The organism is Streptomyces sp. NPDC028305 (genome assembly GCF_055569495.1).
Genome location: NZ_JBVHTN010000006.1, coordinates 313,648 through 340,045 on the forward strand (window position 1 = coordinate 313,648; position 26,398 = coordinate 340,045).

Here is a 26,398-nt window from a genome sequence, read left to right on the forward strand (position 1 = left end):
CCGCACGCCGCGGGTCGACGCTTCGGCTGTGCCGGAGGCGGCAGTTGTCCCGGACGCCCAAGAACCGCCCGCCGCCGCCACCACCGCCCCCGCCAAGCCTGATCCCGAGGCCAAGGCCGAGGCGAAGCCTGAGCCCGAGGCGAAGCCCGAGCCCAAGCCCGCGACTACTCCTGCGGCTCAGACGGAGGATGAGGAGGCGGCAGCCCACCACCCGTCTCTGGCCGAACCGCTGAAGACTCTCGACGAGATCCTGGAGTCCTCCGCCCCGGAGTCGCAGGCGAAGGACCAGCCGAAGGCCGACCCCGAGCCCAAGCCCGAAGCCGCTGCCGAGCCGGCCGACGACAAGAAGGCGGAAGCGGCAACGGAGCCCGCCAAGCCGGCCGAGACCGAGGCCGAGACCACCTCCGCGCCGAGCGCCGACGCGGACACCCCGGCCGAGCCCGAGGCCAAGACCGAGAGCACCTCCGCAGCGGCCGAGCCGGCCGACCCGGTCGAGCCGAAGCAGGAGACCGCGCCCGAGCCCGCCCCGAAGCCCGCCGCCGAGGCGGAGCCGGAGCAGGCGGCCGCCGAAGAGAAGCCCGCCGAGCCGATCGCGGCTGCGGCAGACGCCGAGGAGCCCACCGCCGAGCCGGTGGTGGCGGAGACCGAGGCCACCACCGCGCCGAGCGGCGAAGCCGACGCGGCGGACGCCCCGGCCAAGGCCGAGGCCACCCCGGCCACCGCCGACGCCGACGCCGAGGCGGAAGAGGCGGCCAAGCCCGCCGAGCCGGTCACCGCCGAGGACCCCGCCCCGGCCGCCGAGCCGAAGGCCGAGGCCGAGGCCGAAGCACCCGCCGAGCCGGTGGCGGCGGAGACCGTCGACGCCGCCGAGGCGGAAGCCGCGGCTGAGCCCGAGGCCACCCCCGCGCCGAGCGCTGACGCGGACACCCCGGCCGAGCCCGAGCCCGAGGCCAAGGCCAAGGCCAAGGCCGAGAGCACCCCCGCAGCGGCCGACCCGGTCGAGCCGAAGCAGGAGACCGCGCCCGAGCCCGCCCCGAAGCCCGCCGCCGAAGAGAAGCCCGCCGAGCCGGTGGTGGCGAAGGCCGAGGCCACCTCCACGCCGAGCGGCGAAGCCGACGCGGCGGACGCCCCCGCCAAGGCCGAGGCCACCCCGGCCACCGCCGACGCCGACGCCGACGCGGAAACGGAAGACGCGGCCAAGCCCGCCGAGCCGGTCACCGCCGAAGCCCCCGCCCCCGCCGCCGCGCCGAAGGCCGAGGCCGAAGCACCCGCCGAGGCCGCCGAGAAGCCCGCCGCCGCGCCGGTCGCGGAAAAGGCAGAGGCCAAGGCTGAGACCAAGGCAGAGGTCAAGGCAGAGGCCAAGGCCGACGCCGCCATCGCGCTCGCCGACGTGGAGAACCGCGCGCCCGGGCTGGTCAGCCTGTACAAGACCGCCGCCGAGACCCTGGCGCAGAAGGGGCTGGCGGGCGGCCGGGCCGCCGTCTATCTCGTGCTGGACCGGTCGGGGTCGATGCGGAACTACTACAAGGACGGCACCGTCCAGCACCTCGCGGAGCAGGCGCTGGCCCTCTCCGCGAACCTCGACGACGACGGCACCGTCCCGGTCGTGTTCTTCTCCACCGACATCGACGGCACGGCCGACATCGACCTGACCAACTACAGCGGCCGCGTCAACGAGCTGCACTCCTCGCTCGGCCACATGGGGCGTACGAATTACCACCACGCGATCAACGCGGTCATCGACCACTACCAGAAGTCCGGCTCCACCGCCCCCGCGTTCGTGATCTTCCAGACGGACGGCGCGCCCACCAGCAAGGCGGCCGCCGAGAAGGCGCTGTGCGAGGCCGCGCGGCTGCCGCTGTTCTGGCAGTTCGTCGGGTTCGGGGACCCGGAGGCGAAGGGGTTCGACTTCCTCCGCAAGCTGGATGAGCTGGCGGTGCCGGACAAGCGGGTCGTGGACAACGCCGGGTTCTTCCACGCGGGCCAGGACCCCCGCGCGCTGTCCGACGGGGAGCTGTACGGGCAGCTGATGGTGGAGTTCCCGGAGTGGCTGCGGGAGGCGCGCGAGGCGGGCGTGCTGAGCTGATCACGGACCCGTCCGGGGACGAGCTACGACGCGGGGGCCACCCGTGCGGCGCGAAAAACGCCGCGCGGGTGGCCCCCGCCGCTCGGATACGATAATGACGGCTCATAGAGCAGCTCGGCACATAGCTCACAGAGTGCTCACAGAGCGACATGTCACTCACTGCATCGACCCGGGAGCAGCCCGCGATGGCTCGACACCTCATCACCAGCGCCCTTCCCTACATCAACGGGATCAAGCACCTGGGCAACATGGTGGGGTCCATGCTCCCGGCCGACGTGTACTCCCGCTATATGCGCCAGCGGGGCCACGACGTGCTGTACATCTGCGCGACGGACGAGCACGGCACCCCCGCCGAGCTGGCCGCCAAGGAGGCTGGCCTGCCGGTGGACGAGTTCTGCGCGCAGCAGCATGACGCGCAGAAGGCGGTCTACGACGGCTTCGGCCTGGCCTTCGACTACTTCGGCCGCAGCTCCTCCGCGCAGAACGTGGAGATCACCCAGACCATCGCGCGCGAGCTGAAGGCCAATGGCTTCATCGAGGAGCGCTCGATCCGCCAGGTGTACTCCAACGCCGATGGCCGCTTCCTCCCCGACCGCTATATCGAGGGCACCTGCCCGCACTGCGGCTACGACAAGGCGCGCGGCGACCAGTGCGAGAACTGCACCCGCGTGCTGGACCCGACGGACCTGATCAACCCGCGCTCGGCGATCAGCGGCAGCAGCGACCTGGAGGTGCGGGAGACCAAGCACCTGTTCCTGCTCCAGTCGAAGCTGGCGGGAGAGGTCGCGGCGTGGGTGGACGAGCACGGCAAGGACTGGCCGACGCTCGCGTCCTCGATCGCCCGCAAGTGGCTGAACGAGGGGCTTCAGGACCGCGCGATCACCCGTGACCTGGACTGGGGCGTGCCGGTTCCGGCCGACACCTGGCCGGAGCTCGCGGCCGAGGGCAAGGTCTTCTACGTCTGGTTCGACGCCCCGATCGAGTACATCGGCGCGACGAAGGAGTGGTCGGACCTGGACCCGGCGAACCGCGACTGGAAGTCGTGGTGGTACGACGTGGACCAGACGGTCCGCTACACCGAGTTCATGGCCAAGGACAACGTCCCGTTCCACACCGTGATGTTCCCGGCGACGCTGCTGGGCACCCGGGACGCGTGGAAGAAGGTCGACTACGTCAAGGCGTTCAACTGGCTGACGTACTACGGCGGCAAGTTCTCGACCTCGCAGAAGCGCGGGGTGTTCACCGACGCCGCGCTGGAGCTGCTGCCCGCCGACTACTGGCGCTACTTCCTGATCGCGAACGCCCCGGAGTCGGACGACACGTCCTTCACCTGGGAGCACTTCGCGGCCACGGTCAACAAGGACCTGGCGGACACCCTGGGCAACTTCGTCAACCGGGTGCTGTCCTTCTCCCGCAAGCGGTTCGGCGACGAGGTCCCGGCCGGGAAGGCCGCCGGGGAGGCGGAGGCGCGCCTCGGCGAGGAGATCGCGCGGCTGCTCGCGGAGTACGAGGAGCACATGGACACGCTCCAGTTCCGCAAGGCCGCGGCCGCGCTGCGCGCGCTGTGGAGCGCGGGCAACTCCTACCTGGAGGAGAAGGCGCCCTGGCTGGAGATCAAGACCGACCAGGAGGGCGCGGCCCTCACCCTCCGTACGGCGATGAACCTCATCCACCTGTACGCGGTCGTCTCGGAGCCGTTCATCCCGGCCTCCGCGCGGGCCATGCGGTCGGCGTTCTCGCTGGCGGACGACACGGCGGTGTGGGTGAGCCAGGAGGAGGCCAAGACGCTGGCCTCCGTCCCGGCCGGCACGGCCTTCACCGTGCCGCCGGTGCTCTTCGCGAAGATCACCGAGGAGGACCTGGAGTCCTACCGGCTGCGCTTCGGCGGCGTTGAGCAGGCCAACGGCGGGCTGGAGACCGACGGAAAGCCTGTCGAGTAACGACAGACCCGGGCGCGAAGGGGGTGGCGGGCCTGGCCCGCCACCCCTTCACGTCGTTTTCCTGTCGCTCGCATCGTTGATCGCTCGACAACCGTTCGTTTAGCGCGTTCGACCAGCCTGTGGAGTCCATCCATAGGAGGTCGAGGAGCGCAGTGCCCGACGCACCACGTGTCACGGTGACGGTCCACGGCCCTGACCCGCAGTCGCGGGCCGGGGTCGTCCGTCACCTGCGTCACCAGCCCACCGTCCAACTGATCGACCGCCCGAGACCGTTCAGCGACGAGCCGCGCGGCACCGTGGCCGTCATGTCCGTCGAGCGCCTGGACGCACGCGCGGGGGCCGAGCTGCGCCGCCTGGTGCGGGGCGGCGAGCAGCGGGTGGTGCTGATCACGGGCGAGCTGCGCGAGACGGAGCTGATGGCGGTCATGGAGTACGGCGTACGGGCCGTGCTGTGGCAGCACCGGGCCACGCCGAGGCGCCTGCTGCGCGCCGTCCACCGGGCCGCCCGCGCGGAGCGTACGGACCCGTGCGGCGTGGACCACCGGCTGACCGAGCACTTCGTGTACTAGCGGGGTCCGGCGGGTCGGTCAGAGGTCCGTGCCGTCATGGGTCTCGTCGGGGTCGACGCCCAGAGTGAGGGTGGCGACGACGCCCTTCCCGATCCGGCCCTTCTTGTACTTCAGGTTCAGCAGCCCGCCCTGGGCCCCGTTGCCGGGGTAGATGGTGTCCTCGTCGAGGGTCGTGCGCTCCGTGGTGCTGGTGCTGTACGGGGTCACCTCGGCGGAGGCGAGCACCGCCTCCTCGGCGAAGAAGAGCTGGCCGGTGTGGCAGGTGTGGCCGCCCTCGTATCCGGAGTCGGTGAGGGTGCCGCCGACGTGGACCTTGGTGTGGACATGCACGCAGCGGCCCCGGTACCAGCCGGGGAAGACGGTGGTGAACTCGACGTAGCCGTGCCGGTCGGTGAGCTGGGTGCCGCGCAGATAGCGCTTGTCGTCGGTGGGCTCCTGGTGGCCGCCCCCGCCGCCGCCCGGCGGGGTCCCGGTGGGCGCGTCGGTGGGCGCGTCGGTCGGGGTGCCCGTCGGAGCGTCGGTGGGCGGGGTGCCGGTGGGCGGGGTGCCGCCGCCCCCGGTGCTGGAGCTCTCGTAGCCGGAGTAGAGCCCGAGTGCGTCGCAGTGCCAGATGTCGACCGCCGCCTTCGGCAGCGGTTTGCAGGTCTCGGAGTCGATCACCTTGAGCCGGAGGGTCATCGGGATGCCCTCCTTGTCCTCGGTGATGTCCTTACGGATCTTGTCCGCGTCGATGTAGTACGGGCCCTCGGTGGTCTCCGAGGTGAGCCGGTAACAGACCTCCCCCGACGTGGCCGTCGAACTCGCGGAGGCGGAGGCGGCGGCCGAGCCCGAAGAGGTCTCGCTGGCCGACGCGCCGGCCGCGATCGCCGCCCCGATGCCGGTCGCGGCGACCGCCGCGCCACCCGCGACGATCATCCGTCGTCTGCTCATGTCGCGCTTGTGCGCGGGGCCCGTGTGCCGGGCGTCGTCGTTCCGGGCTTCGTTCCGGGCTTCGCTGAAGTCCTCAGTCATGGCAGGGACGCTAGGAGGGCAACCTGGCAGGGGCATTTCAGGAAGCTGTGGAAACGGTATGGCGCGCCGGCGGGCGGTATCAGCGGGCCAGTGACGCCGCGTCGCCCATCACCACGACGGGGTGCAGCTGCGGGTCCAGGGTGCGCAGCAGCTTCTTCATGTGCTTCTTGGAGACGCTGACGCAGCCCTGCGTGGGGCCGCCGTGGTCCACATGGAACCAGATGCCGCCGCCCCGCTTCTGGCCCAGTGGCCTGGTCCAGTCGCGCGGGGAGGTGCCCGGCTTGCGGTTGTAGTTGATGGCCACGACGTAGTCGAAGGACCCGGCGAGCGGCTCGCCCTCGAAGCCGGTGCCGCCGATGGTGAAGCCGCCGGTGGACCGGTCGTACGGCAGCTCGGTGCCGGGGTCCGGGAGGCGGCCGCCCGCGTCGGTGAGGCCGAAGACGCCCACCGGGGAGCGCAGATCGCCGGTGACGTGGCGGTCGGTCCAGCCGTTCCGGGCGTTGTGCGCGTCCCAGGTGACGACGGCCCGCCAGTCGGCGCCCGCGGCCATGTCCGGGTCGCCGTCGGGGTTCCGCCGCTGGTAGACGACCACCGTCGAGTCGGAGGAGTCGCGGCCCTCGCCGGTCACGACCACCACCTGGCGGGCGTTCGCGGGCACCTTGGCGAGGGTGAGGGGGCCGAGCCCCGGCAGGCCCTTCCGCAGCACGGCGGTGGCGGGCCGCCGGGCCGGACCGTCCTTTTCCGCGGCGGCGTCGGCGGCTCCGGCCCTGGGCTCGGATCCGCCGGACGGCGTACCCGCCGAGGCCGCGCATCCGGTGAGCGCGGCGACGGCGAGGGCCGCGGCCGCCAGGGCCACGCCCCTCCGGGAGGCCCGGGCCGCGCGTACCGGTGCGACAGTCATATTTTCATTCACATTCAAGGAACCCGTTGGGACGGGGGCCTGGTTGCCCCGCGTTCCGCCGGAAGCGGAAGCGGGGCTCAGATGGGCCCGGAAGGGCCCGGCGAAAGGGCCCGGCGCTACTTGCCGGACTCGGCGGCCGACTTCTCCGCACCCTTGTCCGCCGCGCCCTTGTCCGCCTGCTTGACCTGCGGCTTGCGGATCGACAGGTGCAGCTCGCGCAGCCGCGCCTCGTCCACCTCGCTGGGCGCGCCCATCAGCAGGTCCTGCGCGTTGCCGTTGAGCGGGAAGGCGATGGTCTCGCGGATGTTCGGCTCGTCGGCCAGCAGCATCACGATGCGGTCCACGCCCGGGGCGATACCGCCGTGCGGCGGAGCGCCGAAGTGGAACGCGCGCAGCATGCCGCCGAACTCGCGCTCGACCTCTTCCCTGGAGTAGCCCGCGATCTCGAACGCCTGGTACATCACATCCGGCTCGTGGTTCCGGATGGCGCCCGAGGACAGCTCCACACCGTTGCAGACGATGTCGTACTGCCAGGCCAGAATGTCGAGCGGGTCCTTGGTCCGCAGCGCCTCCAGGCCGCCCTGCGGCATGGAGAACGGGTTGTGCGAGAACTCGATCTGCCCGGTGTCCTCGTTCCGCTCGAACATCGGGAAGTCGACGATCCAGCAGAAGCGGAAGACGTTGTCCTCGAAGTGCCCGGCCCGGCGCGCGGCCTCGACCCGCACCGCGCCCATGATCTTGGAGACCTCGTCGAACTCGCCCGCGCCGAAGAAGATCGCCGTGCCCGGCTTGCCCCCGACCTCGGCGATCAGCTTCTCGACGTCCTCGTCGGTGAGGAACTTCGCGATCGGCCCGGTCAGCTTGGCGTCCTCGCCGATCCGGACCCAGGCCAGCCCCTTCGCACCCTGCTCGACGGCGAACTCGCCCATCTGGTCGAAGAACTTCCGCGGCTGGTCGGCGGTGTCCGGCACGGCCAGCGCGCGCACATGCTTGCCCGCGAACGCCTTGAAGCCGGAGTCCGCGAAGACATGGCTGACGTCCACCAGCTCCAGCTGTGCGCGCAGGTCCGGCTTGTCGGAGCCGTACTTCAGCATGGCCTCGCGGAACGGGATCCGCGGGAACGGCGAGGTGACATGGCGGCCGCCGCCGAACTCCTCGAACAGCTCGGTCATCACCTTCTCGATGACCTGGAAGACGTCCTCCTGCTCGACGAAGCTCATCTCGACGTCGAGCTGGTAGAACTCGCCCGGGGAGCGGTCGGCGCGGGCGTCCTCGTCGCGGAAGCAGGGCGCGATCTGGAAGTAGCGGTCGAAGCCCGCGATCATCAGCAGCTGCTTGAACTGCTGCGGGGCCTGCGGCAGCGCGTAGAACTTGCCCGCGTGCAGCCGGGAGGGCACCAGGAAGTCCCGGGCGCCCTCGGGCGAGGTGGCGGACAGGATCGGGGTCGCCAGCTCGTTGAAGCCCTGCGCGGTCATCTTCTGCCGGATCGCGGAGATCACGGCGGAGCGCAGCATGATGTTGCGGTGCATGCGCTCGCGGCGCAGGTCCAGGAAGCGGTACTCCAGGCGCCGCTCCTCGTTCACCCCGTCCTCGGGGAAGACGGTGAAGGGCAGCGGGTCGGCGCCGCCGAGCACCTCGATCTCGGTGACCTCGACCTCGATCTCACCGGTGGGCAGCTCGGGGTTGACGTTCTCCGCGCCGCGGGCGATGACCCTGCCGTCCACCCGGACGACGCTCTCCTTGGACAGGGAGCTCAGCGCGTCGTTGGCAGCGGTGTCCGGGCGGACGACCAGCTGCACCAGGCCGTAGTGGTCACGGAGATCGATGAAGAGGATGCCGCCCAGGTTCCGCCGATTGTGCAGCCAGCCGGAGAGCCGCACGTCGGTGTCGACGTCAGCGGCGCGGAGCTCGCCGCAGGTGTGGGACCGGTACCGATGCATCGTTCATCCAAGTCGTTTGGTCGGGAGGCGTACGTACCCTCGAGAAGCTTCTGGGCAAGCGTACCGGCGCCGCGCCCCTCACTGGTAAGGGCGCTGCATATCCCCATATGGTGGGCCAATGCGCACCGAGGACCTGCTGGCCGCGATCGCGACCGGCCTATGGCGCTGGGACTGTGTCTCGGGTGCCGTGACCTACGACGCGGAGGCGGCCCGGCTGGTGGGGCTGCCCGCGGAGCCCGTCACCCTCCCCGAATCCGCCGCCCGCGCCTGCTTCCACCCGGTGGACTGGGTGGAGATCAAGGCGATCGTGAACCTCGCCGTGGCCGAGGGCACCCTCGCCGAGGCCCGCGTGCGGGTCGTGGACGAGAAGGGCCGGGTGCAGCGCACCGTACGCAGCCGGTGCCGGCCCGTGATAAGCGGCGGCGCCCCCGGCAGACGGGGCGCGGAGAACAGCTACGACCTGGTCGGCACCCTCCAGGAGGTCCCCGAGCCGCTGCCCGGCACCTCCGCGGCGGCCCTGGCCCCCGTCACCGGCGACTGGCGGCGGGGCCGCGAGGCGTTTCTGCTGGACGCGGGGCGGGCGCTCGCCGAGGCGCCCTCGACCGCCGAGGTGCTGCGGGTCGCGGCGGGACTGTCGATGCCGGGCTTCTCGCCGGACGGTCTTGCGGTCTTCGGGGTCAAGGGCGAGCGGGTCTCGCTGATCGGCCGGCACGGGGACCCGGTGGGCGACCAGCACCCCTTCACCGACCAGCCGCTGGACGCCGACTGCCCGGCCGCCGAGGTGATCCGCACCGGCCGGGCGATCTATCTGCCCGGCCCGGAGGACTACCGGGACCGGTTCCCCGTCTCCTGGGCGCTCACCCGGCCGGTCAACCGCCGGGCCTGGGCCTTTCTGCCGCTGATCGTCGCGGGCCGCACGATCGGCGCGTGGATGGCGAGCTTCGCGCACCCGGTGACCTTCTCGCCCGACGAGCGCTCGGTGCTCACCACGGTCGCGCGGATGCTCGCCCAGGCGCTGTCCCGCGCCTCGCTCCAGGAGACGGAGCGCGAGCTGACGGACGGCCTCCAGCGCTCGATGCTGCCCGCCGACAAGCCGGACATCCCGGGGCTCACGGTGGCCGCGCGGTATGTGCCGACCGGCGGCGGGCTCCAGGTGGGCGGCGACTGGTACGACGTGATCGGGCTGCCCTCGGGGCGTACCGCGCTGGTCATCGGCGATGTCCAGGGCCACGACGTACGCGCCGCCGGGATCATGGGGCAGCTGCGGATCGCGGTGCGCGCGTACGCCTCGGAGGGCCACCACCCCGACGCGGTCCTCTCCCGCGCCTCCCGCTTTCTGGCCGGGCTCGCCGAGCCGCCGGGCCCCGGCGGCGAGGGCGGCTACGACCCGCGCTTCGCGACCTGCCTCTATATGGAGGTGGACCCGGTCGCCGGCACGCTGGACATCGCCCGCGCGGGCCACCCCGACCCGGCGGTCCGGCTCGCCGACGGCACCATGATGATCCGCCCCACCGCGGGCGGGCTGCCGCTGGGCGTCGACCCGGACACCGACTACCCCACCACCCGGATGGTGCTCGAGCCCGGCGAGACGCTGCTGATGTGCACGGACGGGCTGATCGAGACCGGCGGCCACGACATGGAGACGGGCTGGGACCGGATCCGGGCCGTCTTCGAACGGACCGCGGACGCCGCCGTGGACGCCGCCGTGGACGCCGATGACCTCGACGCGCTCGCCGAGTCCCTGGTCCAGGCGGTGCACGGGCCGCCCTCCCACCACACCACCGGCCATCTCGCCGACCGTCGCGAGGACGACATAGCCCTGCTGCTGATCCGGCGCGACGCCGAGGTGTGCCTGGTCGGCCCCGGCACGGCCCCGGTGCGACGCACCGCCGTCACGGTCGCCCAGGCCGAGCCCGAGCGCATAGCGGAGGCCCGGCAGCAGCTGCGCGACATGCTCCACGACTGGACCGACCGCGACCAGGTGGAGTCGGCGGTGCTGATGCTCTCCGAGATGGTCACCAACGTCCTGGTGCACACCGACGGCGACGCCCTGCTGGTCGCGGAGGTCAGCGGCCGGCTCGGCGCCCGGCGGCTGCGCCTCGACGTCGCCGACGGCAGCGACGAACTCCCCCACCGCCGCCGCCCCGGCGAGCTGGCCTCCTCCGGGCGCGGGCTGCTGCTGATGGAGGTGCTCGCCGACGCGTGGGGAGTGGACCCGCGGGGCGACGGCAAGTGCATCTGGTACGAGCTGTACGAGTCCGCCCCGGATCCAGCGGGCTAGCGGCGGGATCGTGCCGGGGCGGCCGGGCTGTTCAGCGGAAGAGCTGGGAACCCAGCGGGCGTTGTTCGCCGAAACCGGGAAGCATCAGGAAGCTCGCGCTGGCGGTCGTGGTCGTGTAGTCGAGCAGGGCGTCGGAATTGTCCATACGGGTGAGGGTGCTGGTGAAGGTCCGTATGTCGTTCTGGAAGCTCATGAAGAGCAGGCCGGGGGCGGGCCCGTCGATGCTGTAGGAGCGACGGAGCATGAGGCCGACGCCGACCGCGGTGGCGTGCGCTCTGCGGGCGTGGGCGTCGGCCGGGACGAGGTAGCGTCCGTCGGGCGTTTTGGCGCCGAGGTCCGGGCCCGAGGCGATGGTGCCACCGGAGAGGGGCACGCCACTGGCTCGGCGCCGGCCGAAGACCGCTTCCTGTTCGGCGACGGACAGCTTGGCGAACCGCGGCAGGTCGAGCTCCATGCGTCGGAGTACGGCGAGGGTGCCGCCGGCGACCGGAGCCGGCCCGTCCAGCCACAGGTCGCGCTGTTGTTCGGCCTTCGTGTGGGGGCCCACGATGCCGTCGACGAAACCGAACAGGTTTCGTGGCGCGGCAAGGCCCTTGTCCGCATCCACCGGCACGTTCGAACCACGGATTCCGGACTGCCGCCAGCGTTCGCGTATCCGGTCACCGGCCTGCTCCAGAAGCGCGGCGGCCACGACCGGTATCACCAGGGCGTCGTCGGCGCAGATCTGTATCAGCAGGTCGCCGCCGCGTGCCCGGGGGGCGATCTGCTCGCGGGAGAACCGTGGGAGGTCCTTCGCGCCGGGCAGGGCGGGATCGACCTTGCGCACCAGCCGGGGGCCCACCCCGATCGTCACGGTCAGATTGCCCGGCGACAGGCCCATCAGCCGTGCGTCGGTCCCCGCGGTGAGCTTGCCGATGGCCTCGCCGAGTTCGGCCAGCAACGGACGGGCGGCCCCGGCATCGTCGAGGTCGGCCACCACGGCCAGCAGGTTCCGCTGGGCTGGTTGCGGAAGCGTGATGCCCGCCTGGTACCGGCCCGTTGGTGACACCGGCGGGGTCGGCGCGGGGGTATCGGACCGGTCCGGCCGGGCGGAACTCGATTGGCACCCGGCGGAGAGGCCGGCTGCGGTCACCGTGCCGGTGGCACCGAGAAACGCGCGGCGTGACGGGCGGGAGTCGGCTTGGCGCACGGTGTGAACTGTGCCATATCCCCATCGGCGCATGCGACTTGGTCGGCGTCCGTGCCAGGATGAGGCCATGCCTCGTCTCCGTCTTCGCCTGATGGCCACGGTGCTCGGAACACTGGCACCCCTACTGGTCGGCTGCGGCTCGGACGATGACGGATCGAAGGACGGCCGACGACCGTCCGGTGACCACGTGACGATCAAGGTGCCTGCTGACGCCCCGACGATCTCGGATGCGGTGTCTCTGGCCCGGGCCGGCGATCTCGTGCTGGTCGCGCCGGGCGTCTACCACGAGTCGGTGAAGATAACCAAGGCTCGCATCACGCTGCGCGGCGAGTCCCGGGAGAAGGTCGTCATCGACGGGCGGTTGCAGCAGCCGAACGGCATCGTCGTCGCCGCTCCCGGAGTGGCCGTGCAGAACCTGACGGTGCGGAACAACACCCAGAACGGGGTCCTGGTCACCGGCTCGGCGAAGGCCGCTGCCGGAATGCCGGGGCAGTCCGGCGGCTACGACACCGGCGACGAGCCCGTCACCTTCCTGAAGTCATTCGCGGTCTCCCACGTGACCGCGACCCGCAACGGGCTGTACGGCATCTACGCGTTCTCCGCGCAGAACGGTGTCATCGAGCACTCGTACACATCAGGCTCGGCCGACTCGGGGATCTATGTCGGACAGTGCAAGCCCTGTCGCATCGTGGTGCGGGACAACATCGCCGAGCTCAACGCGGTCGGCTACGAAGGCACCAATGCCAGTGGCGACATGTACGTGGTCGGTAACCGCCTTGTCGGTAACCGGGTCGGGCTCACCACCAACTCCGACCACCAGGAGAAGTTGCTCCCGCAGCAGGATGCCGTCATCGCGGGCAACCTGATCGCGGCCAACCAGCAGACGGCCACCCCCGAACAGGCCGACGGCGGTTGGGGCATCGGCATCGGCGTCGACGGCGGCTCCGACAACCAGTTCGTCCGCAACCGGATCGCCGACAACAGCAACGCCGGGCTGGTGATCACCGCGAACGCTGACATACAGCCGAACGGCAACCGGATCCTGGACAACACCTTCGCCGCCAACAACGTTGACGTCGGCTGGACGTTCCCCACCGCCACCAAGGGACGGGGCAACTGCCTGCGCGGCAACGAGCTGCGGAAGACGGTGCCCGCCCGGCTCGCGACCACCGCGTCCTGCCCGCGTCCCGCCCGGTCCTCCTCGCCCTCCGGCACGTGGGCGAAGCCGACGGCACCTGGCGGTATCCCGTTCACCGATGTGGCGGCGCCCAAGCGACAGCCGCAGTTCCCGAACGCCACGACCACGGGCGCCACCGCCGTTCCGGCCGTTCCGGCGCTCCCGGACACGGCGGACATCCGGCTGCCGTCGGTGTCACTGCTCGCCGCGGGCGCGCGGGTGCTGACGTCCTGAACGGCGGCTACCGCGCCGGGGTCACCCCGGGGACCGGCCGGACCGGAACGTACTTCTGGGTGTCGAAATCGATGACCACCGGCTCCGATGCGGAAGCCACGGCGACGCGAACCCGGTACATGGTGCCGTCCGAGCCGATCCAGTAGCGCACGGCGCCCTCCCCCGCCGTACCGGACTTGGTACGGGCGCTCGGTCCGGTCATGATGTCCACCTCACGGCCGTCCAACCGGTCCTCTCCAGCCCAGGCGGCACCGTTCTGTGGCAGCAGTTCGGCATTGTCCGGCCGGTCGTTGCCGAGCTTCAGCGCGATGGCCAGCGAACTGTCCAGCGAACTGCCGTACTTTTGCAGCGGACGGCTGTACCAACCCGACTCCGGCGGCCGCGCCGGTGCCTTCTCCGGAGGGTTCGCCATCGGATGGACGGACACGGTGGTGGCCGACCACTCGATCAGCCCGTCGCTGGACGTATCGCGCCCGGTGCCGCGCACCACGCCGTAACCGACCTTGCCGCGGTAGTCGATGGAACCGGTGATGGTCAGCCCGCCGGCGGTGCTCGGCACATTGATCGTCACGGCGCGCCCGCCCGCCTGGTAGTTGCGGAACCGCGTGACCGCCAGCCGGTTGGCCTCATCCGAGCTCAACGCCCTGGGACCGGCGGGGGCGGAGCCGCTGTCGACGAACAGGAACGCGGTCACCGCGACGGCCACACCGCCGATGACGGCCGCCACCCAGCGTGGCCGCAGCCATCGGCGCCGTCCATCCGCGCGCCGCGAGGGACCTTGCTTGATTCTCATACTCCACAGGTGACGCATTGGTAACTTGATCCGCTCATTCACCCTCTGCTCCCCCCGATCTTGGCGGCCACCCGCTACAGTATCGTCGCTGGTGGGGCGGTTCAGGATGACAATTCAGACTCTTGTGCTGTTTCCGTGTGGGAAGCGAGGAAGAGTGCGACTGGCCTGGGGGAGGCACTCCCAAATCCCTGAATTCGCCACATCCGCAAAGACGACCAAGAACGACCGGGTCCACCGAAACAGCGGTGGGCCCTTTTCATGACCGAAGTGTCACCCGGGCCGGGATGCGGATGTACGGCCGAAATCGGGTGTTCGGTTCACATCATGAGGGGAGAGTGATGGCTGTGCGAAAAGCGTGTGGAACATTAAACCGGACAGCCGGGAAGGGTGCGGGTCCGCTGGCGCGAGTGGGCTTGTCCGTTCTCTTGGTGTCGGGTGGCGTCATGGGCGCGACCGCTGGGACGGCCACCGCTTCGACTGGCGACGGAACCCTGACCGTTCAGGTACTCCGGGACTTCTTCGGCACCGGCGTGATCAACACGACCATGGACGTGCCGCAGCGGGGCATGAAGGTCGAGGTGTCGGACTCTGCCGGCCATCGGGTCACCGGCACCACGGACGCCACCGGAAAGGTGGTGGTCTCGAAGTCGACCGAGCTGACCGGCGGCCAGTACCGCGTCGACGTCACCGTCCCGGCGCCGTACAACAAGTATCTTCAGGCCGCGCCGGCCTCAACGGCAGAGAACCACTTCGACAGCTTCACGACGTTCGTGAACGTGTCGGACGGCAAGGACGACTCGGTCATCACCGGCGTCTGGAACCCGGCCGACTACGCACTGCCGGACACGCGGTACTTCGTACCGATCCAGAATGGCGCCGGCGGAAACGACACCCGGGCATTGGTGGCGTTCGGGACGGACAAACGAGGTACGTGTCCTGGCGATACGGCGTGCCCGACCGTGCTCAACACGCAGGACCAGGTGGGCACGACGTTCGCGCTGGCCTACGACAAGTACCAGAAGCGGATCTTCCAGGGCGCGTTCGCCCGCCGGTACACCGCGTACGGGCCGGAGGGCGGTGACGCGATCTACACCACGCCGACCGACGGTGGGGCGCCGACCCTGTTCGCGAAGGTGCCGGCCGCCACGGTGACCCCGCACGACACCTCCAACCTGATCAAGGACGCCGGGTTCGTCAACGCGCCGGGCAAGGAGAGCATCGGCGGCCTGGCCCTGTCGGAGGACGGCTCGACGCTGTACGCGGTGAACCTGCTGACCCGGCGCCTGGTCAGCTTCGACGCCACCGGGACCACCGCGTCCGCACCCAAGGCGACGGTACGCATCCCGGACCCGGGCTGCGCGGTGGCCACCGACTGGCGGCCGTTCGCACTGTCCACCCACGACAACAAGCTCTATGTCGGCGGCGTGTGCAGCGCGGAGAGCACGCAGAAGCGCGAGGACCTGAAAGCCGTCGTCTACACCTACGACGGCGACCGGTTCGACACCGTGCTGACCCAGCCGCTCACCGCCAAGCGCGGCTCCGTCTTCGGTTCCAACGACGTCGACCAGGCCACCCACTGGAACCCGTGGAACACCAACCTGGCCACGTGGGACGAGCGGAAGGTTGGCAACGTCTTCATCGATCCGCAGCCGGAGTTCGCCTCCCTCGCCTTCGCCCGTGACGGTTCGATGATCCTCGGTTTCCGCGACCGGTTCATGGACGTCGTGAGCTGGGGTGGACTGGACCCGAGGCCGGGCAACGACACCGCGGAAAACGGCATGGCCGGTGGTGACATCAACATGGCCTGCGCCAATCCCGACGGTGGATACGCGTGGGAAGGCACCGGGAATTGCCCCAACCACGCCACCCCCGCCACCGGTGGCAGCCAGGACAGCAGTGTCGTCGAATACTTCCCGGGCGACTTCTTTGGCAACGGAGTGCACGCAGAGACCGCGCTGGGGTCGGTGGCCTACATTCCGCAGCAGCAGTGGGTCGTCAGCACGGAGTTCGACCCGGTCGTCGACGTCGCGACCTCAGGGACCGGGTACCACAACATCACCACCGGCCAGGGCCCGGGCAACAGCCCGAAAGCCAACGGGTACCAGTTCGTCAGTCAGGCACAGAGCGGGTTCGGTAAGGCCGGTGGGCTCGGCGATATCGCCTTCGAGGCGGCGAACGCGCCGATCCAGATCGGCAACCGGGTGTGGTTCGACGGCGACCACAACGGGATCCAGGACCCCGAGGGCACCAACGAGGTGCCCCTGCCGGACGCCACGATCAACCTGCTGGACTCCAGCGGCAAGCAGGTCGCCACGACCAAGACCGACGCCGCAGGCGAGTACTACTTCGGCGGAGTCGGCGCCGACTACGAACTCAAGCCGGGCGCGAAGTACACGGTGCAGTTCGATGTGTGCACCGCGGACACCAGCAACGTGCCGACCCAGCCGGCGGCCACCGAACTGCGGTTCACCCTCCCGCGGGCCGGTGACAACCGGGCACACGACTCCAATGTGACCCCGCCGAAGACCGGACAGCTCTGCAACGGACTGGCACCCGTCACGGCACCGGACCAGGCCGGCGAAGTCGATCACACCATCGACGCCGGCGTGTACATCACCAAGGAGGAACCGCCGACTCCTACGCCGACGCCCACCACCCCGGAGCCGTCGACCGAGCCGCCGACCCATGAACCGCCCGCGACCGTGCCGCCCAACAACCCGGGCCCCCAGACCGGCGGAGACCCAAGCGGTTCGCTGGCCAACACAGGTACATCCGGCCTGCTGACGCTCATCTCCCTCAGCGCCCTGCTCGCCGGCACAGGCGCGGCATTCGCATTCATGACCCGAAAGCGCCGCGCCAGGCAACACTGAGACACCACCGAAAACTGAAAATCAAGTGATCCGCCCGCCCGCGCTACCGCAGTAGCGTGGGCGGGCGGATCACGTTCGATTTGGTAACTTGTTCCGCTCATTCACCCTCTGCTCGCCCCGATCTTGGCGGCCACCCGCTACAGTGTCGTCGCTGGTGGGGCGGTTCAGAATGACTATTCGGACTCTTGTGCTGTTTCCGTGCGGGGAAGCGAGGACGAGTGCAACTGGCCTGGGGGAGGCACTGCCGAGTCCCTGAATTCGCCACATCCGGCAAGACGACCAAGAACAACCGGGTCCACCGAAACAGCGGTGGGCCCTTTTCATGGCCGACGTGTCACCCGGGCCCGGGAAGCCGATGTGCAACTGGAAGCGGGTGTTCGGTTCACATGATGAGGGGAGCGTGATGGCTGTGAAAAGAATATGCACAACGTTACACCGGACAGCCGGGAAGCATACGGGTTCGCTGACGCGAGTGGGCTTGTCCGTTCTCTTGCTGTCGGGTGGCGCCTTGGGCGCGACGGCCGGGACGGCCACCGCTTCCACTGGCGACGGCACCCTGACCGTCGAGGTGCTTCGGGATTTCTTCGGCACCGGCGTGATCAACACGACCATGGACGTGCCGCAGCGCGGCATGAAGGTCGAGGTAACCGACCCCGACGGCCATCGGGTCACCGGTACCACGGACGCCACCGGAAAGGTGGTGATCTCGAAGTCGACCGAACTGACAGGCGGTCAGTACCGCGTCGACGTCACCGTCCCGGCGCCGTACGACAAGTATCTTCAGGCGGCGCCGGCCTCGACGGCGGAAAACCACTTCGACAGCTTCACGACGTTCGTGGATGTGTCGGGCGGTAAGGACGACTCGGTCATCACCGGGGTCTGGAACCCGGCCGACTACGCACTGCCGGACTCACGCTATTTCGTTCCGATCCAGAACTCTTCCAGCGGGAAAGACACCCGGGCACTGGTGGCGTTCGGGACGGACAAACGAGGTACGTGTCCTGACCAGGCGGCGTGCCCGACCGCGCTCAACACGCAGGACCAGGTGGGCACGACGTTCGCGCTGGCCTACGACAAGTACCAGAAGCGGATCTTCCAGGGCGCGTTCGCCCGGCGGTACACCCCGTACGGGCCGGACGGCGGTAACGCGATCTACACCACGCCGACCGACGGCGGAAGCGCGCCGACCCTGTTCGCGAAGGTGCCGGGCGCCACGGTCACCCCGCACGACGCCACCAACATGATCAAGGACGCCGGGTTCACCAACGCGCCGGGCAAGGAGAGCATCGGCGGCCTGGCCCTGTCCGAGGACGGCTCGACGCTCTACGCGGTGAACCTGCTGACCCGGCGCCTGGTCAGCTTCGACGCCACCGGAACCACGGCATCCGCACCCAAGGCGACGGTACGCATCCCGGACCCGGGCTGCGCGCTGGCCACCGACTGGCGGCCGTTCGCACTGTCCACCCACGACAACAAGCTCTACGTCGGTGGCGTGTGCAGCGCGGAGAGCACACAGAAGCGCGAAGACCTGAAAGCCGTCGTCTACACCTACGACGGGACACGGTTCGACACGGTGCTGACCCAGCCGCTCACCGGCGAGCGCGGTACCGTCTATGGCGGTGCCGTAGGGGTTGACCAGGCCAACCACTGGAACCCGTGGAACACCAGCCTGCTGACCTGGGACAAATTCAAGATCAGCGGAACAAACACCCTCGTCAATCCGCAGCCGGAACTCGCCACCCTCGCCTTCGCCCGCGACGGTTCGATGATCCTCGGCTTCCGCGACCGGTTCATGGACGTGGTCAGCGGGGGCGGCCTTGACCCCCGGCCGGGCAACGACACCGCGCAAAACGGTATGTCCGGCGGTGACATCAACATGGCCTGCGCGAATCCCGACGGTGGATACGCGTGGGAAGGCACCGGGAATTGCCCCAACCACGCCAAGCCCGAAACCGACGGCGGCCAGAACACCGGTGTCGTCGAATACTTCCCGGGCGACTACGTTCGGAACAGGGCCGCACCGGAGCAGATCCAGGGGGTGCACAACGAAGCCTCCCAAGGGGCGGTCGCCTACATTCCGCAGCAGCAGTGGGTCGTCAGCACGCAGATGGACCCGACCGACAACTACGGTACCGGCGGGACCGGTTACTACAACATCGAGACCGGTCAGGGGCCCGGTAACGACCATTCCGCCAACGCGTACCAGTTCGTCAATTCGACCGACAACGGGTTCGGTAAGGCCGGTGGGCTCGGCGATATCGCCTACGAGGCGGCGAACGCACCGATCCAGATCGGCAACCGGGTGTGGTTCGACGGCGACCACAACGGGATCCAGGACCCCGAGGGTCCCAACGAGGTGCCACTGCCGGACGCGACGATCAACCTGCTGGACTCCAGCGGCAAGCAGGTCGCCACGACCAAGACCGACGCCGCCGGCGAGTACTACTTCGGTGGAGTCGGCGCCGACTACGAACTCAAGCCGGGTGCCAAATACACGGTGCAGTTCGATGTGTGCACCGCGGACACCAGCAAGGTGCCGACCCAGCCGGCGGCCACCGAACTGCGGTTCACCCTCCCGCGAGCCGGTGACAACCGGGCACACGACTCCAACGTGACCCCGCCGAAGACCGGGCAACTGTGCAACGGAAAAGCACCTGTCACGGCACCGGACCAGGCCGGCGAAGTCGATCACACCATCGACGCCGGCGTGTACATCCCCAAGGAGGAACCGCCGACCACGACGCCTCCGACCACCCCGGAGCCGTCGACCCAGCCGCCGACCCATGAACCGCCCGCGACCGTGCCGCCCAACAACCCGGGCCCCCAGACCGGCGGAGACCCAGGCGGTTCACTGGCCAACACAGGTACATCCGGCCTGCTGACGCTCATCTCCCTCAGCGCCCTGCTCGCCGGCACAGGCGCGGCATTCGCATTCATGACCCGAAAGCGCCGCGCCAGGCAACACTGAGACACCACCGAAAACCGAAAAAACAAGTGATCCGCCCGCCCGCGCTATCCCAGTAGCGCGGGCGGGCGGATCGCATTTCGTCCCGGCGAGCCCTACATTCCGCCCTCGGACATCCCGTGCACCGCGGGGATCGTGCCGAGCCGGCCCTTCTGGAAGTCCTCGAAGGCCTGCTGGAGTTCCGCGCGGTTGTTCATCACGAACGGCCCGTAGTGCGCCATGGGCTCACGGATCGGCCGGCCACCGAGGAGGACGACCTCCAGGTCCGGCGTGTGGGAGTCCTGCTTCTCGTCCGCCCGCACGGTCAGCGAGGAGCCGGAGCCGAAGACCGCGGTCTGGCCGAGGTGGATCGGACGACGCTCGGCGCCGACCGTACCCTTGCCGGCCAGCACGTACGCGAGGCCGTTGAAGTCCTCACGCCAGGGCAGGTTGATCTCGGCGCCCGGCGCCAGCGTCGCGTGGATCATCGAGATCGGCGTGTGCGTGATGCCCGGACCGGAGTGGCCGTCCAGCTCACCGGCGATGACCCGCAGCAGCGCGCCACCGTCGGGGGAGGTGAGCAACTGGACATTGCCGCCGCGGATGTCCTGATACCGGGGCGCCATCATCTTGTCCTTGGCCGGGAGGTTCACCCACAGCTGGAGGCCGTGGAAGAGACCACCGGATACGACCAGGTGCTCCGGCGGCGCCTCGATGTGGAGCAGACCGGACCCGGCCGTCATCCACTGGGTGTCACCGTTGGTGATGGTGCCGCCACCACCATTGGAGTCATGGTGGTCGAAGATCCCGTCGATGATGTACGTGACGGTCTCGAAGCCGCGGTGCGGGTGCCACGGGGTGCCCTTCGGCTCCCCGGGCTGATAGTCCACCTCGCCCATCTGGTCCATCATGATGAACGGGTCCAGGTGCTTGTAGTCGATGCCGGCGAAGGCGCGCCGCACCGGGAAGCCCTCACCCTCGAAACCGCTGGGAGCGGTAGCGACGGCGAGCACGGGGCGCGGCTTGGCGTCGGCGGGTGCCGCGACGCGCGGCAGGGTCAACGGGTTGTCTACGGTCACAGCTGGCATGACGGCCTCCTCGGTCGTTCAGGATTCAACTTAGTTGAACGGTGAACGACTCGCAAGGGGGGCTTTATTTCCGAGCGCGCCGGGAGCCCGCGCGGGGACCGGAGCCGCACATCGGCACGGCTGCTTCACCCCTGGACCCCGGGGTCTGGGGCGGAGCCCCAGTTTCGGGAAGGGGCGGGGTGGGGGAGGGCCCGCCGCAGGCGTCAAGATCCGCCGGACAGCGTCAGCGGCTAGCCGTACATCCGGCGCATCGCGAAGTCGACCATCTGCTCCACGGCCTTCGCGTCGAAGACCATCCGGTGGTCGCCCTCCATGTCGAGGACGAAGCCGTAGCCGGTGGGCAGCAGGTCGATCACCTCCGCGCCGGTGATCACGAAGTACTTGGACTCCTTGCCCGCGTAGCGCCGCAGCTCCTTGAGCGAGGTGAACATGGGGATCACCGGCTGCTGGGTGTTGTGCAGCGCGAGGAACCCGGGGTTGTCACCGCGCGGGCAGTACACCTTGGACGACGCGAAGATCTGCTGGAAGTCCTCGGCCGACATCGACCCCGTGGTGAAGGCGCGCACCGCGTCGGCCAGGGAGGGCGGAGAGGGCTCGGGGTACAGCGGCTGCTCGCCATAGCCGGCGCCCGGCTGTGGGTGATGTGACAGAGGCGGCTGCTGTTGCGGCGGAGGCGGCGGCGCCGCGTAACCCTGCCCTGCGCTCGCGTTCTGGTCGTAGCCGTACATGCACAGAAGCGTACTGAGTCGCCGAAGCGCGGTGCGTCACAGTTGCCCGATTGGGGGTTGCTCTTTATTACCCACGGGTAGCATCATGGCGATCGACGATCGATCGCGCTACGCCAACGAAGAGGTCCGCCTCCCGAGCCTTACGGAGCCGTTCGCCATGGGGCACTACAAGTCGAATCTCCGCGACATCGAGTTCAACCTCTTCGAGGTGCTCGGGCGCGACAAGCTGTACGGCACCGGACCGTTCGAGGAGATGGACGTCGAGACCGCCAAGAGCGTGCTCTCGGAGATCTCCCGGCTGTCCGAGAACGAGCTGGCCGAGAGCTACGCGGACGCCGACCGGAATCCGCCGGTCTTCGACCCGAAGACGCACACCGCGCCGGTGCCGGAGTCCTTCAAGAAGAGCTACCAGGCATACATGGACGCCGAGTGGTGGCGTCTTGGCGTCCCGGAGGGCCTCGGCGGAGCCGCCTGCCCGCGCTCGCTGCTGTGGGCCTCCGCCGAGCACATCCTGGGCTCCAACACCCCGATCTGGATGTACGCCTGCGGCCCCGCCTTCGCCGGAGTGCTCTACGACGAGGGCACCGAGGAGCAGCTGGCGATCGCCCGGCAGATCGTGGACAGGCAGTGGGGCGCGACCATGGTGCTCACCGAGCCCGACGCGGGCTCGGACGTCGGTGCGGGCCGCACCAAGGCGGTCCGGCAGGAGGACGGCACCTGGCACATCGAGGGCGTGAAGCGGTTCATCACCTCCGGTGAGCACGACCTCTCGGACAACATCGTCCACTTCGTGCTGGCGCGCCCCGAGGGCGCGGGCCCGGGCACCAAGGGGCTGTCCCTCTTCATCGTCCCGAAGTACGACTTCGACTGGGAGACCGGCGAACTCGGCGAGCGCAACGGCGTCTACGCGACCAATGTCGAGCACAAGATGGGTCTGCGGGTCTCCAACACCTGCGAGCTGACCTTCGGCGCGGACCACCCGGCCAAGGGCTGGCTGCTCGGTGAGAAGCACGACGGCATACGCCAGATGTTCAAGATCATCGAGTTCGCCCGGATGATGGTCGGCACCAAGGCCATGGCGACCCTGTCCACCGGCTATCTGAACGCGCTGGAGTACGCCAAGGAGCGCGTCCAGGGCGCCGACCTGGCCGCCTTCACCGACAAGGCCGCCCCGCGCGTCACCATCGCCCACCACCCCGATGTGCGCCGCTCCCTCATGACGCAGAAGGCGTACGCGGAGGGCCTGCGCTCGCTCGTCCTCTACACCGCCTGCGTCCAGGACGAGATCCAGGTCCTGGAGGCGGCCGGCGAGGACACCTCCGCCGCGCACGCCCTCAACGACCTGCTGCTGCCCATCGTCAAGGGCTACGGCTCGGAGAAGGCGTACGAGCTGCTGGCGCAGTCCCTCCAGACCATCGGCGGCTCCGGCTACCTCCAGGAGTACCCGCTGGAGCAGTACATCCGGGACGCCAAGATCGACACCCTCTACGAGGGCACCACCGCCATCCAGGGCCAGGACTACTTCTTCCGGAAGATCGTCCGGGACCAGGGCCAGGCGCTGACCGTCATCTCGGAGGAGATCAAGAAGTTCCTGGCCGAGGCCGGCGGCGGCGAGGAGCTCGCCGCCACCCGCGACGCGCTGGCCAAGGCCGCCGCTGACCTGGAGGGGCTGGTGGGCGTCATGCTCACCGACCTCACCGCCACGGAGCAGGACGTCACCTCCATCTACAAGGTCGGCCTCAACGCCACCCGGCTGCTGCTCGCCTCCGGCGACGTGTTCATCGGCTATCTGCTGATCAAGGGCGCGGCGATCGCCGCCGACAAGCTGCCCGGCGCCTCCGCCAAGGACAAGTCCTTCTACGAGGGCAAGATCGCGGCCGCGAAGTTCTTCGCCCAGGAGGTGCTGCCGGGCGTCGGGGTCCAGCGCGCCGTGGCCGAGTCCGTGGACGGCTCCCTGATGGACCTGGACGAGGCGGCCTTCTGAGGTCCGGATACCGCTCCGCCGATCGAGCCCGGCACCCCTCGCCCCGGGGGCGCCGGGCTCACTCGTTCCCGGGCCCCCGCTGACCCCGCCGGCCCCGCTGCTCGCGCTCGCGCAGCGCGCGCTCGAAGTCCTGCCAGGCCCGCCGCCGGATCTCCTCGCTCTCCGCCAGCACGTCCTCGACCGCCTCGCCCCCGGCCGGGGAAGGGGCTGGGGACGCGCTGAGCTTCGCGCGCAGCTCGCGGCAGGCCGCGTCCTCCGAGGAGAACCAGCGCGTATCGCGGTCCCGGGAGCGCTCGCGCAGCCCCACCGTCCAGCCGCCCGCGGCGGGCCGCAGGAAGTAGTACGCGTCCGGCTGGACCGGGATGTCGTGCACCCCTGGGATGTCGTACAGCGCGTCGGGGATCCCGTCGGCGCGCAGGGTCCGGACGAGCTCCCGCCGGTCCACCGCGCGTCAGTTGAGCTCGCGGAGGTTGCCGGCGGCGACGAGTTGGGGGATCGAGGGACCGGTGAGGTACTGGAGGCCTTCCCCGGGCTGGGCGAACCAGGGCCTGATGGGCCCCGCCTCCACCGTGAAGGGCTGCACCACCTCGTAGAGGTGATAGCCGAAGGGGAACGCCGGGTTGAGGGTGTTGAGGCTGCTGGGCGGCAGCGCGCGCTCCGCGAAGGGCGTGCCGGCCGGGGCGAGGAAGTGGCCGAAACCGCTGCCGAAGAGGTCCACCTTCTGCCCGGGCCGCAGGGTGACGGTGACATGCAGCGGCGTCCCGTTGATGAGGACCCAGCCGTCCGGGTCCGGGTACCACCAGCCGGAGGCCGCGTCGTCCCAGTAGCACTCCAGGAACTCACTGGACGACAGATGGTCCAGCCGGTCCCAGCCCTTGAGCATCTCGGCGATCGGCCCGCTCCGCGGGAGTTCCGCGGGGCCCAGCCGCCAGTCGCCCTCGTAGTACCGCTGGAACGGCGCGGGCGGGCGGGTGTTGACGCCCACCCGGTCCGTGATGGGGCAGGGCACGGGCTCGCCGCCCGGCGGCTTCGCGCGCGTGGTGGCAGCGGGCGAGACGCCGGGCTGCGCCGCGGCGGGAACCGCACCGCACAGCAGGAAGAGCGCCCCGAGGACGGCGAGAACATGACGAAGAGCGCGCATCCGATATCCCCTTTAGTGCGGTGTTGCACGATCAAGGGAGATATGAGACGAAAAGCGTCCTTCGTATCAGCGAGCGGCCGTCCTTCATCTGATCGGCCCAGTCCGATCCCACGGAAGCGGCACACGGAAGCCGCGCCACGCACCGACCGGCCCACCCCTTTTGGCCGATCCCGAGAGCCGCCCGGTCGAACACGGGTGCCCGGCCGGTCCCGAACTTATGCTGTCCATATGAGCTCGCACCCCCGCTTCGACCGCGGCCATACCGACGACCTGATGTCCTTCCTCGCCGCCGCCCCATCGCCGTACCACGCGGTGGCGAGCGCCGCCAGGCGGCTGGAGAAGGCTGGATTCCGGCAGGTCGAGGAGACCGCGCCCTGGGACGGCGAGACGGGCGGCAAGTACGTCCTGCGGGGCGGCGCGATCATCGCCTGGTACGTCCCCGACGGCGCCAGACCTTCCACTCCGTACCGGATTGTGGGGGCTCACACCGACTCTCCCAATCTACGCGTGAAGCCGATCCCGGACACCGGCGCGCACGGCTGGCGGCAGATCGCCGTCGAGATCTACGGCGGCGCGCTGCTGAACACCTGGCTCGACCGCGACCTCGGCATCTCCGGCCGGCTCACCCTCAAGGACGGCTCGCACCACCTGGTGGTCATCGACCGGCCGCTGCTGCGCGTTCCCCAGCTCGCCGTCCACCTCGACCGGTCCGTCAACACCGAGGGGCTCAAGCTCGACAAGCAGCGCCATATGACGCCCATCTGGGGCCTCGGCCACGTCGAGGAGGGCGCTCTGATCCGCTATGTCGCCGACGCGGCCGGGGTGCCGGCCGCCGAGGTCGGCGGCTGGGACCTGATGGCGCACAGCGTCGAGCCGCCCGCCTACCTCGGCCGGGACCAGGAGCTGGTCGCCGGGCCCCGGATGGACAACCTCCTGTCCGTGCACTCCGGCACGGCCGCGCTCATCGCCGCCTCCGCCCGCCCCGACCTGCCGTACATCCCCGTCCTCGCCGCCTTCGACCACGAGGAGAACGGCAGCCAGTCCGACACCGGCGCCGAGGGCCCGCTGCTCGGCAACGTGCTGGAGCGATCGGTCTTCGCCCGCGGCGGTGCGTACGAGGACCGGGCCCGCGCCCTGGCCGGGACGGTCTGCCTGTCCTCCGACACCGGGCACGCCGTCCACCCCAACTACGCGGAGCGGCACGAGCCCGGCCACCACCCGCTGCCCAACGGCGGCCCTATCCTCAAGGTCAACGTGAACCAGCGGTACTCCACCGACGGCGGCGGCCGGGCCGTCTTCGCGGCCGCCTGCGAGCGCGCGGAAGTGCCCTGGCAGACTTTCGTCTCCAACAACGCCATGCCGTGCGGCACCACGATCGGCCCGATCACCGCTGCCCGGCACGGCATCACCACCGTCGACATAGGTGTTGCCATTCTCTCCATGCACTCGGCCCGCGAACTGTGCGGCGCCCAGGATCCGCAGCTGCTCGCCAAGGCCATGACCGCCTTCCTGGAGGGCTGAC

Annotated in this window: 18 protein-coding genes; 9 read left to right on the forward strand and 9 right to left on the reverse strand. The window is 69.9% G+C overall.

The window, feature by feature from the left end; all coding sequences use genetic code 11:
• Positions 1-28: 28 nt before the first annotated feature.
• From ACZ4WQ_RS26835 to ACZ4WQ_RS26845, 3 genes are all read left to right on the forward strand, one after another.
• Entirely contained in the window at positions 29-2,086 is a 2,058-nt protein-coding gene (locus ACZ4WQ_RS26835; RefSeq protein ID WP_468022472.1) for a vWA domain-containing protein, read from the forward strand.
• Positions 2,087-2,271: 185 nt separating this feature from the next.
• The gene (metG, locus tag ACZ4WQ_RS26840) at positions 2,272-4,026 is read left to right on the forward strand and encodes a methionine--tRNA ligase (protein WP_385346669.1); all 1,755 of its coding nucleotides are present in this window, start codon (positions 2,272-2,274) and stop codon (positions 4,024-4,026) included.
• Between the two features lie 152 nt (positions 4,027-4,178).
• Positions 4,179-4,595, forward strand: a complete 417-nt coding sequence (locus ACZ4WQ_RS26845; protein WP_311728606.1) for a DNA-binding response regulator — start codon at positions 4,179-4,181, stop codon at positions 4,593-4,595.
• Between the two features lie 18 nt (positions 4,596-4,613).
• Here the strand turns inward: ACZ4WQ_RS26845 and ACZ4WQ_RS26850 are convergent, their stop codons facing one another.
• The 3 genes from ACZ4WQ_RS26850 to aspS all read right to left on the reverse strand — a co-directional run bounded on the left by ACZ4WQ_RS26850 (position 4,614) and on the right by aspS (position 8,447).
• Entirely contained in the window at positions 4,614-5,606 is a 993-nt protein-coding gene (locus ACZ4WQ_RS26850; RefSeq protein WP_468022473.1) for an intradiol ring-cleavage dioxygenase, read from the reverse strand.
• Between the two features lie 79 nt (positions 5,607-5,685).
• On the reverse strand, positions 5,686-6,507 hold the full coding sequence (locus ACZ4WQ_RS26855; RefSeq protein ID WP_358848273.1) for a L,D-transpeptidase family protein: 822 nt from the start codon (positions 6,505-6,507) through the stop codon (positions 5,686-5,688).
• Between the two features lie 116 nt (positions 6,508-6,623).
• On the reverse strand, positions 6,624-8,447 hold the full coding sequence (gene aspS / locus ACZ4WQ_RS26860) for an aspartate--tRNA ligase (protein ID WP_311728610.1): 1,824 nt from the start codon (positions 8,445-8,447) through the stop codon (positions 6,624-6,626).
• Between the two features lie 118 nt (positions 8,448-8,565).
• Between aspS and ACZ4WQ_RS26865 the strand changes: the two genes are divergently transcribed.
• Positions 8,566-10,728, forward strand: a complete 2,163-nt coding sequence (locus ACZ4WQ_RS26865; RefSeq protein WP_468022474.1) for an ATP-binding SpoIIE family protein phosphatase — start codon at positions 8,566-8,568, stop codon at positions 10,726-10,728.
• 31 nt (positions 10,729-10,759) lie between these two features.
• On the opposite strand, the gene ACZ4WQ_RS26870 is transcribed toward ACZ4WQ_RS26865, so the two are convergent.
• Positions 10,760-11,917 (reverse strand): Dyp-type peroxidase, encoded by a 1,158-nt coding sequence (locus ACZ4WQ_RS26870; RefSeq protein WP_311728612.1) that lies wholly within the window; start codon positions 11,915-11,917, stop codon positions 10,760-10,762.
• Positions 11,918-11,984: 67 nt separating this feature from the next.
• Between ACZ4WQ_RS26870 and ACZ4WQ_RS26875 the strand changes: the two genes are divergently transcribed.
• Positions 11,985-13,328 (forward strand): right-handed parallel beta-helix repeat-containing protein, encoded by a 1,344-nt coding sequence (locus tag ACZ4WQ_RS26875; protein ID WP_468022475.1) that lies wholly within the window; start codon positions 11,985-11,987, stop codon positions 13,326-13,328.
• 7 nt (positions 13,329-13,335) lie between these two features.
• Here the strand turns inward: ACZ4WQ_RS26875 and ACZ4WQ_RS26880 are convergent, their stop codons facing one another.
• Complete coding sequence (locus ACZ4WQ_RS26880; RefSeq protein ID WP_468022559.1) at positions 13,336-14,022, reverse strand: hypothetical protein; 687 nt, start codon at positions 14,020-14,022, stop codon at positions 13,336-13,338.
• Between the two features lie 542 nt (positions 14,023-14,564).
• Here ACZ4WQ_RS26880 and ACZ4WQ_RS26885 point away from each other — a divergent pair.
• Positions 14,565-16,991: an SdrD B-like domain-containing protein gene (locus ACZ4WQ_RS26885; RefSeq protein WP_468022560.1), complete on the forward strand. Its 2,427-nt coding sequence runs from the start codon at positions 14,565-14,567 to the stop codon at positions 16,989-16,991.
• A 403-nt stretch (positions 16,992-17,394) separates the two neighbouring features.
• Positions 17,395-19,959 (forward strand): SdrD B-like domain-containing protein, encoded by a 2,565-nt coding sequence (locus ACZ4WQ_RS26890; protein ID WP_468022561.1) that lies wholly within the window; start codon positions 17,395-17,397, stop codon positions 19,957-19,959.
• A gap of 92 nt (positions 19,960-20,051) precedes the next feature.
• On the opposite strand, the gene ACZ4WQ_RS26895 is transcribed toward ACZ4WQ_RS26890, so the two are convergent.
• Positions 20,052-21,023: a pirin family protein gene (locus tag ACZ4WQ_RS26895; RefSeq protein ID WP_311728616.1), complete on the reverse strand. Its 972-nt coding sequence runs from the start codon at positions 21,021-21,023 to the stop codon at positions 20,052-20,054.
• Positions 21,024-21,253: 230 nt separating this feature from the next.
• A complete protein-coding gene (locus tag ACZ4WQ_RS26900) occupies positions 21,254-21,751 on the reverse strand; it encodes an SseB family protein (RefSeq protein WP_311728617.1) in 498 nt (165 codons plus the stop codon).
• A 157-nt stretch (positions 21,752-21,908) separates the two neighbouring features.
• Between ACZ4WQ_RS26900 and ACZ4WQ_RS26905 the strand changes: the two genes are divergently transcribed.
• Positions 21,909-23,735: an acyl-CoA dehydrogenase gene (locus ACZ4WQ_RS26905; RefSeq protein ID WP_311728638.1), complete on the forward strand. Its 1,827-nt coding sequence runs from the start codon at positions 21,909-21,911 to the stop codon at positions 23,733-23,735.
• A 58-nt stretch (positions 23,736-23,793) separates the two neighbouring features.
• On the opposite strand, the gene ACZ4WQ_RS26910 is transcribed toward ACZ4WQ_RS26905, so the two are convergent.
• Together ACZ4WQ_RS26910 and ACZ4WQ_RS26915 are read right to left on the reverse strand one after the other, a co-directional pair.
• Complete coding sequence (locus tag ACZ4WQ_RS26910; protein WP_468022476.1) at positions 23,794-24,180, reverse strand: hypothetical protein; 387 nt, start codon at positions 24,178-24,180, stop codon at positions 23,794-23,796.
• A gap of 6 nt (positions 24,181-24,186) precedes the next feature.
• Positions 24,187-24,876, reverse strand: coding sequence for a TNT domain-containing protein (locus tag ACZ4WQ_RS26915; RefSeq protein ID WP_311728619.1), 690 nt, complete (start codon positions 24,874-24,876; stop codon positions 24,187-24,189).
• Between the two features lie 228 nt (positions 24,877-25,104).
• Here ACZ4WQ_RS26915 and ACZ4WQ_RS26920 point away from each other — a divergent pair, with 228 nt between their 5' ends.
• Positions 25,105-26,397, forward strand: coding sequence for a M18 family aminopeptidase (locus tag ACZ4WQ_RS26920; protein WP_311728620.1), 1,293 nt, complete (start codon positions 25,105-25,107; stop codon positions 26,395-26,397).
• Position 26,398 lies beyond the last annotated feature (1 nt).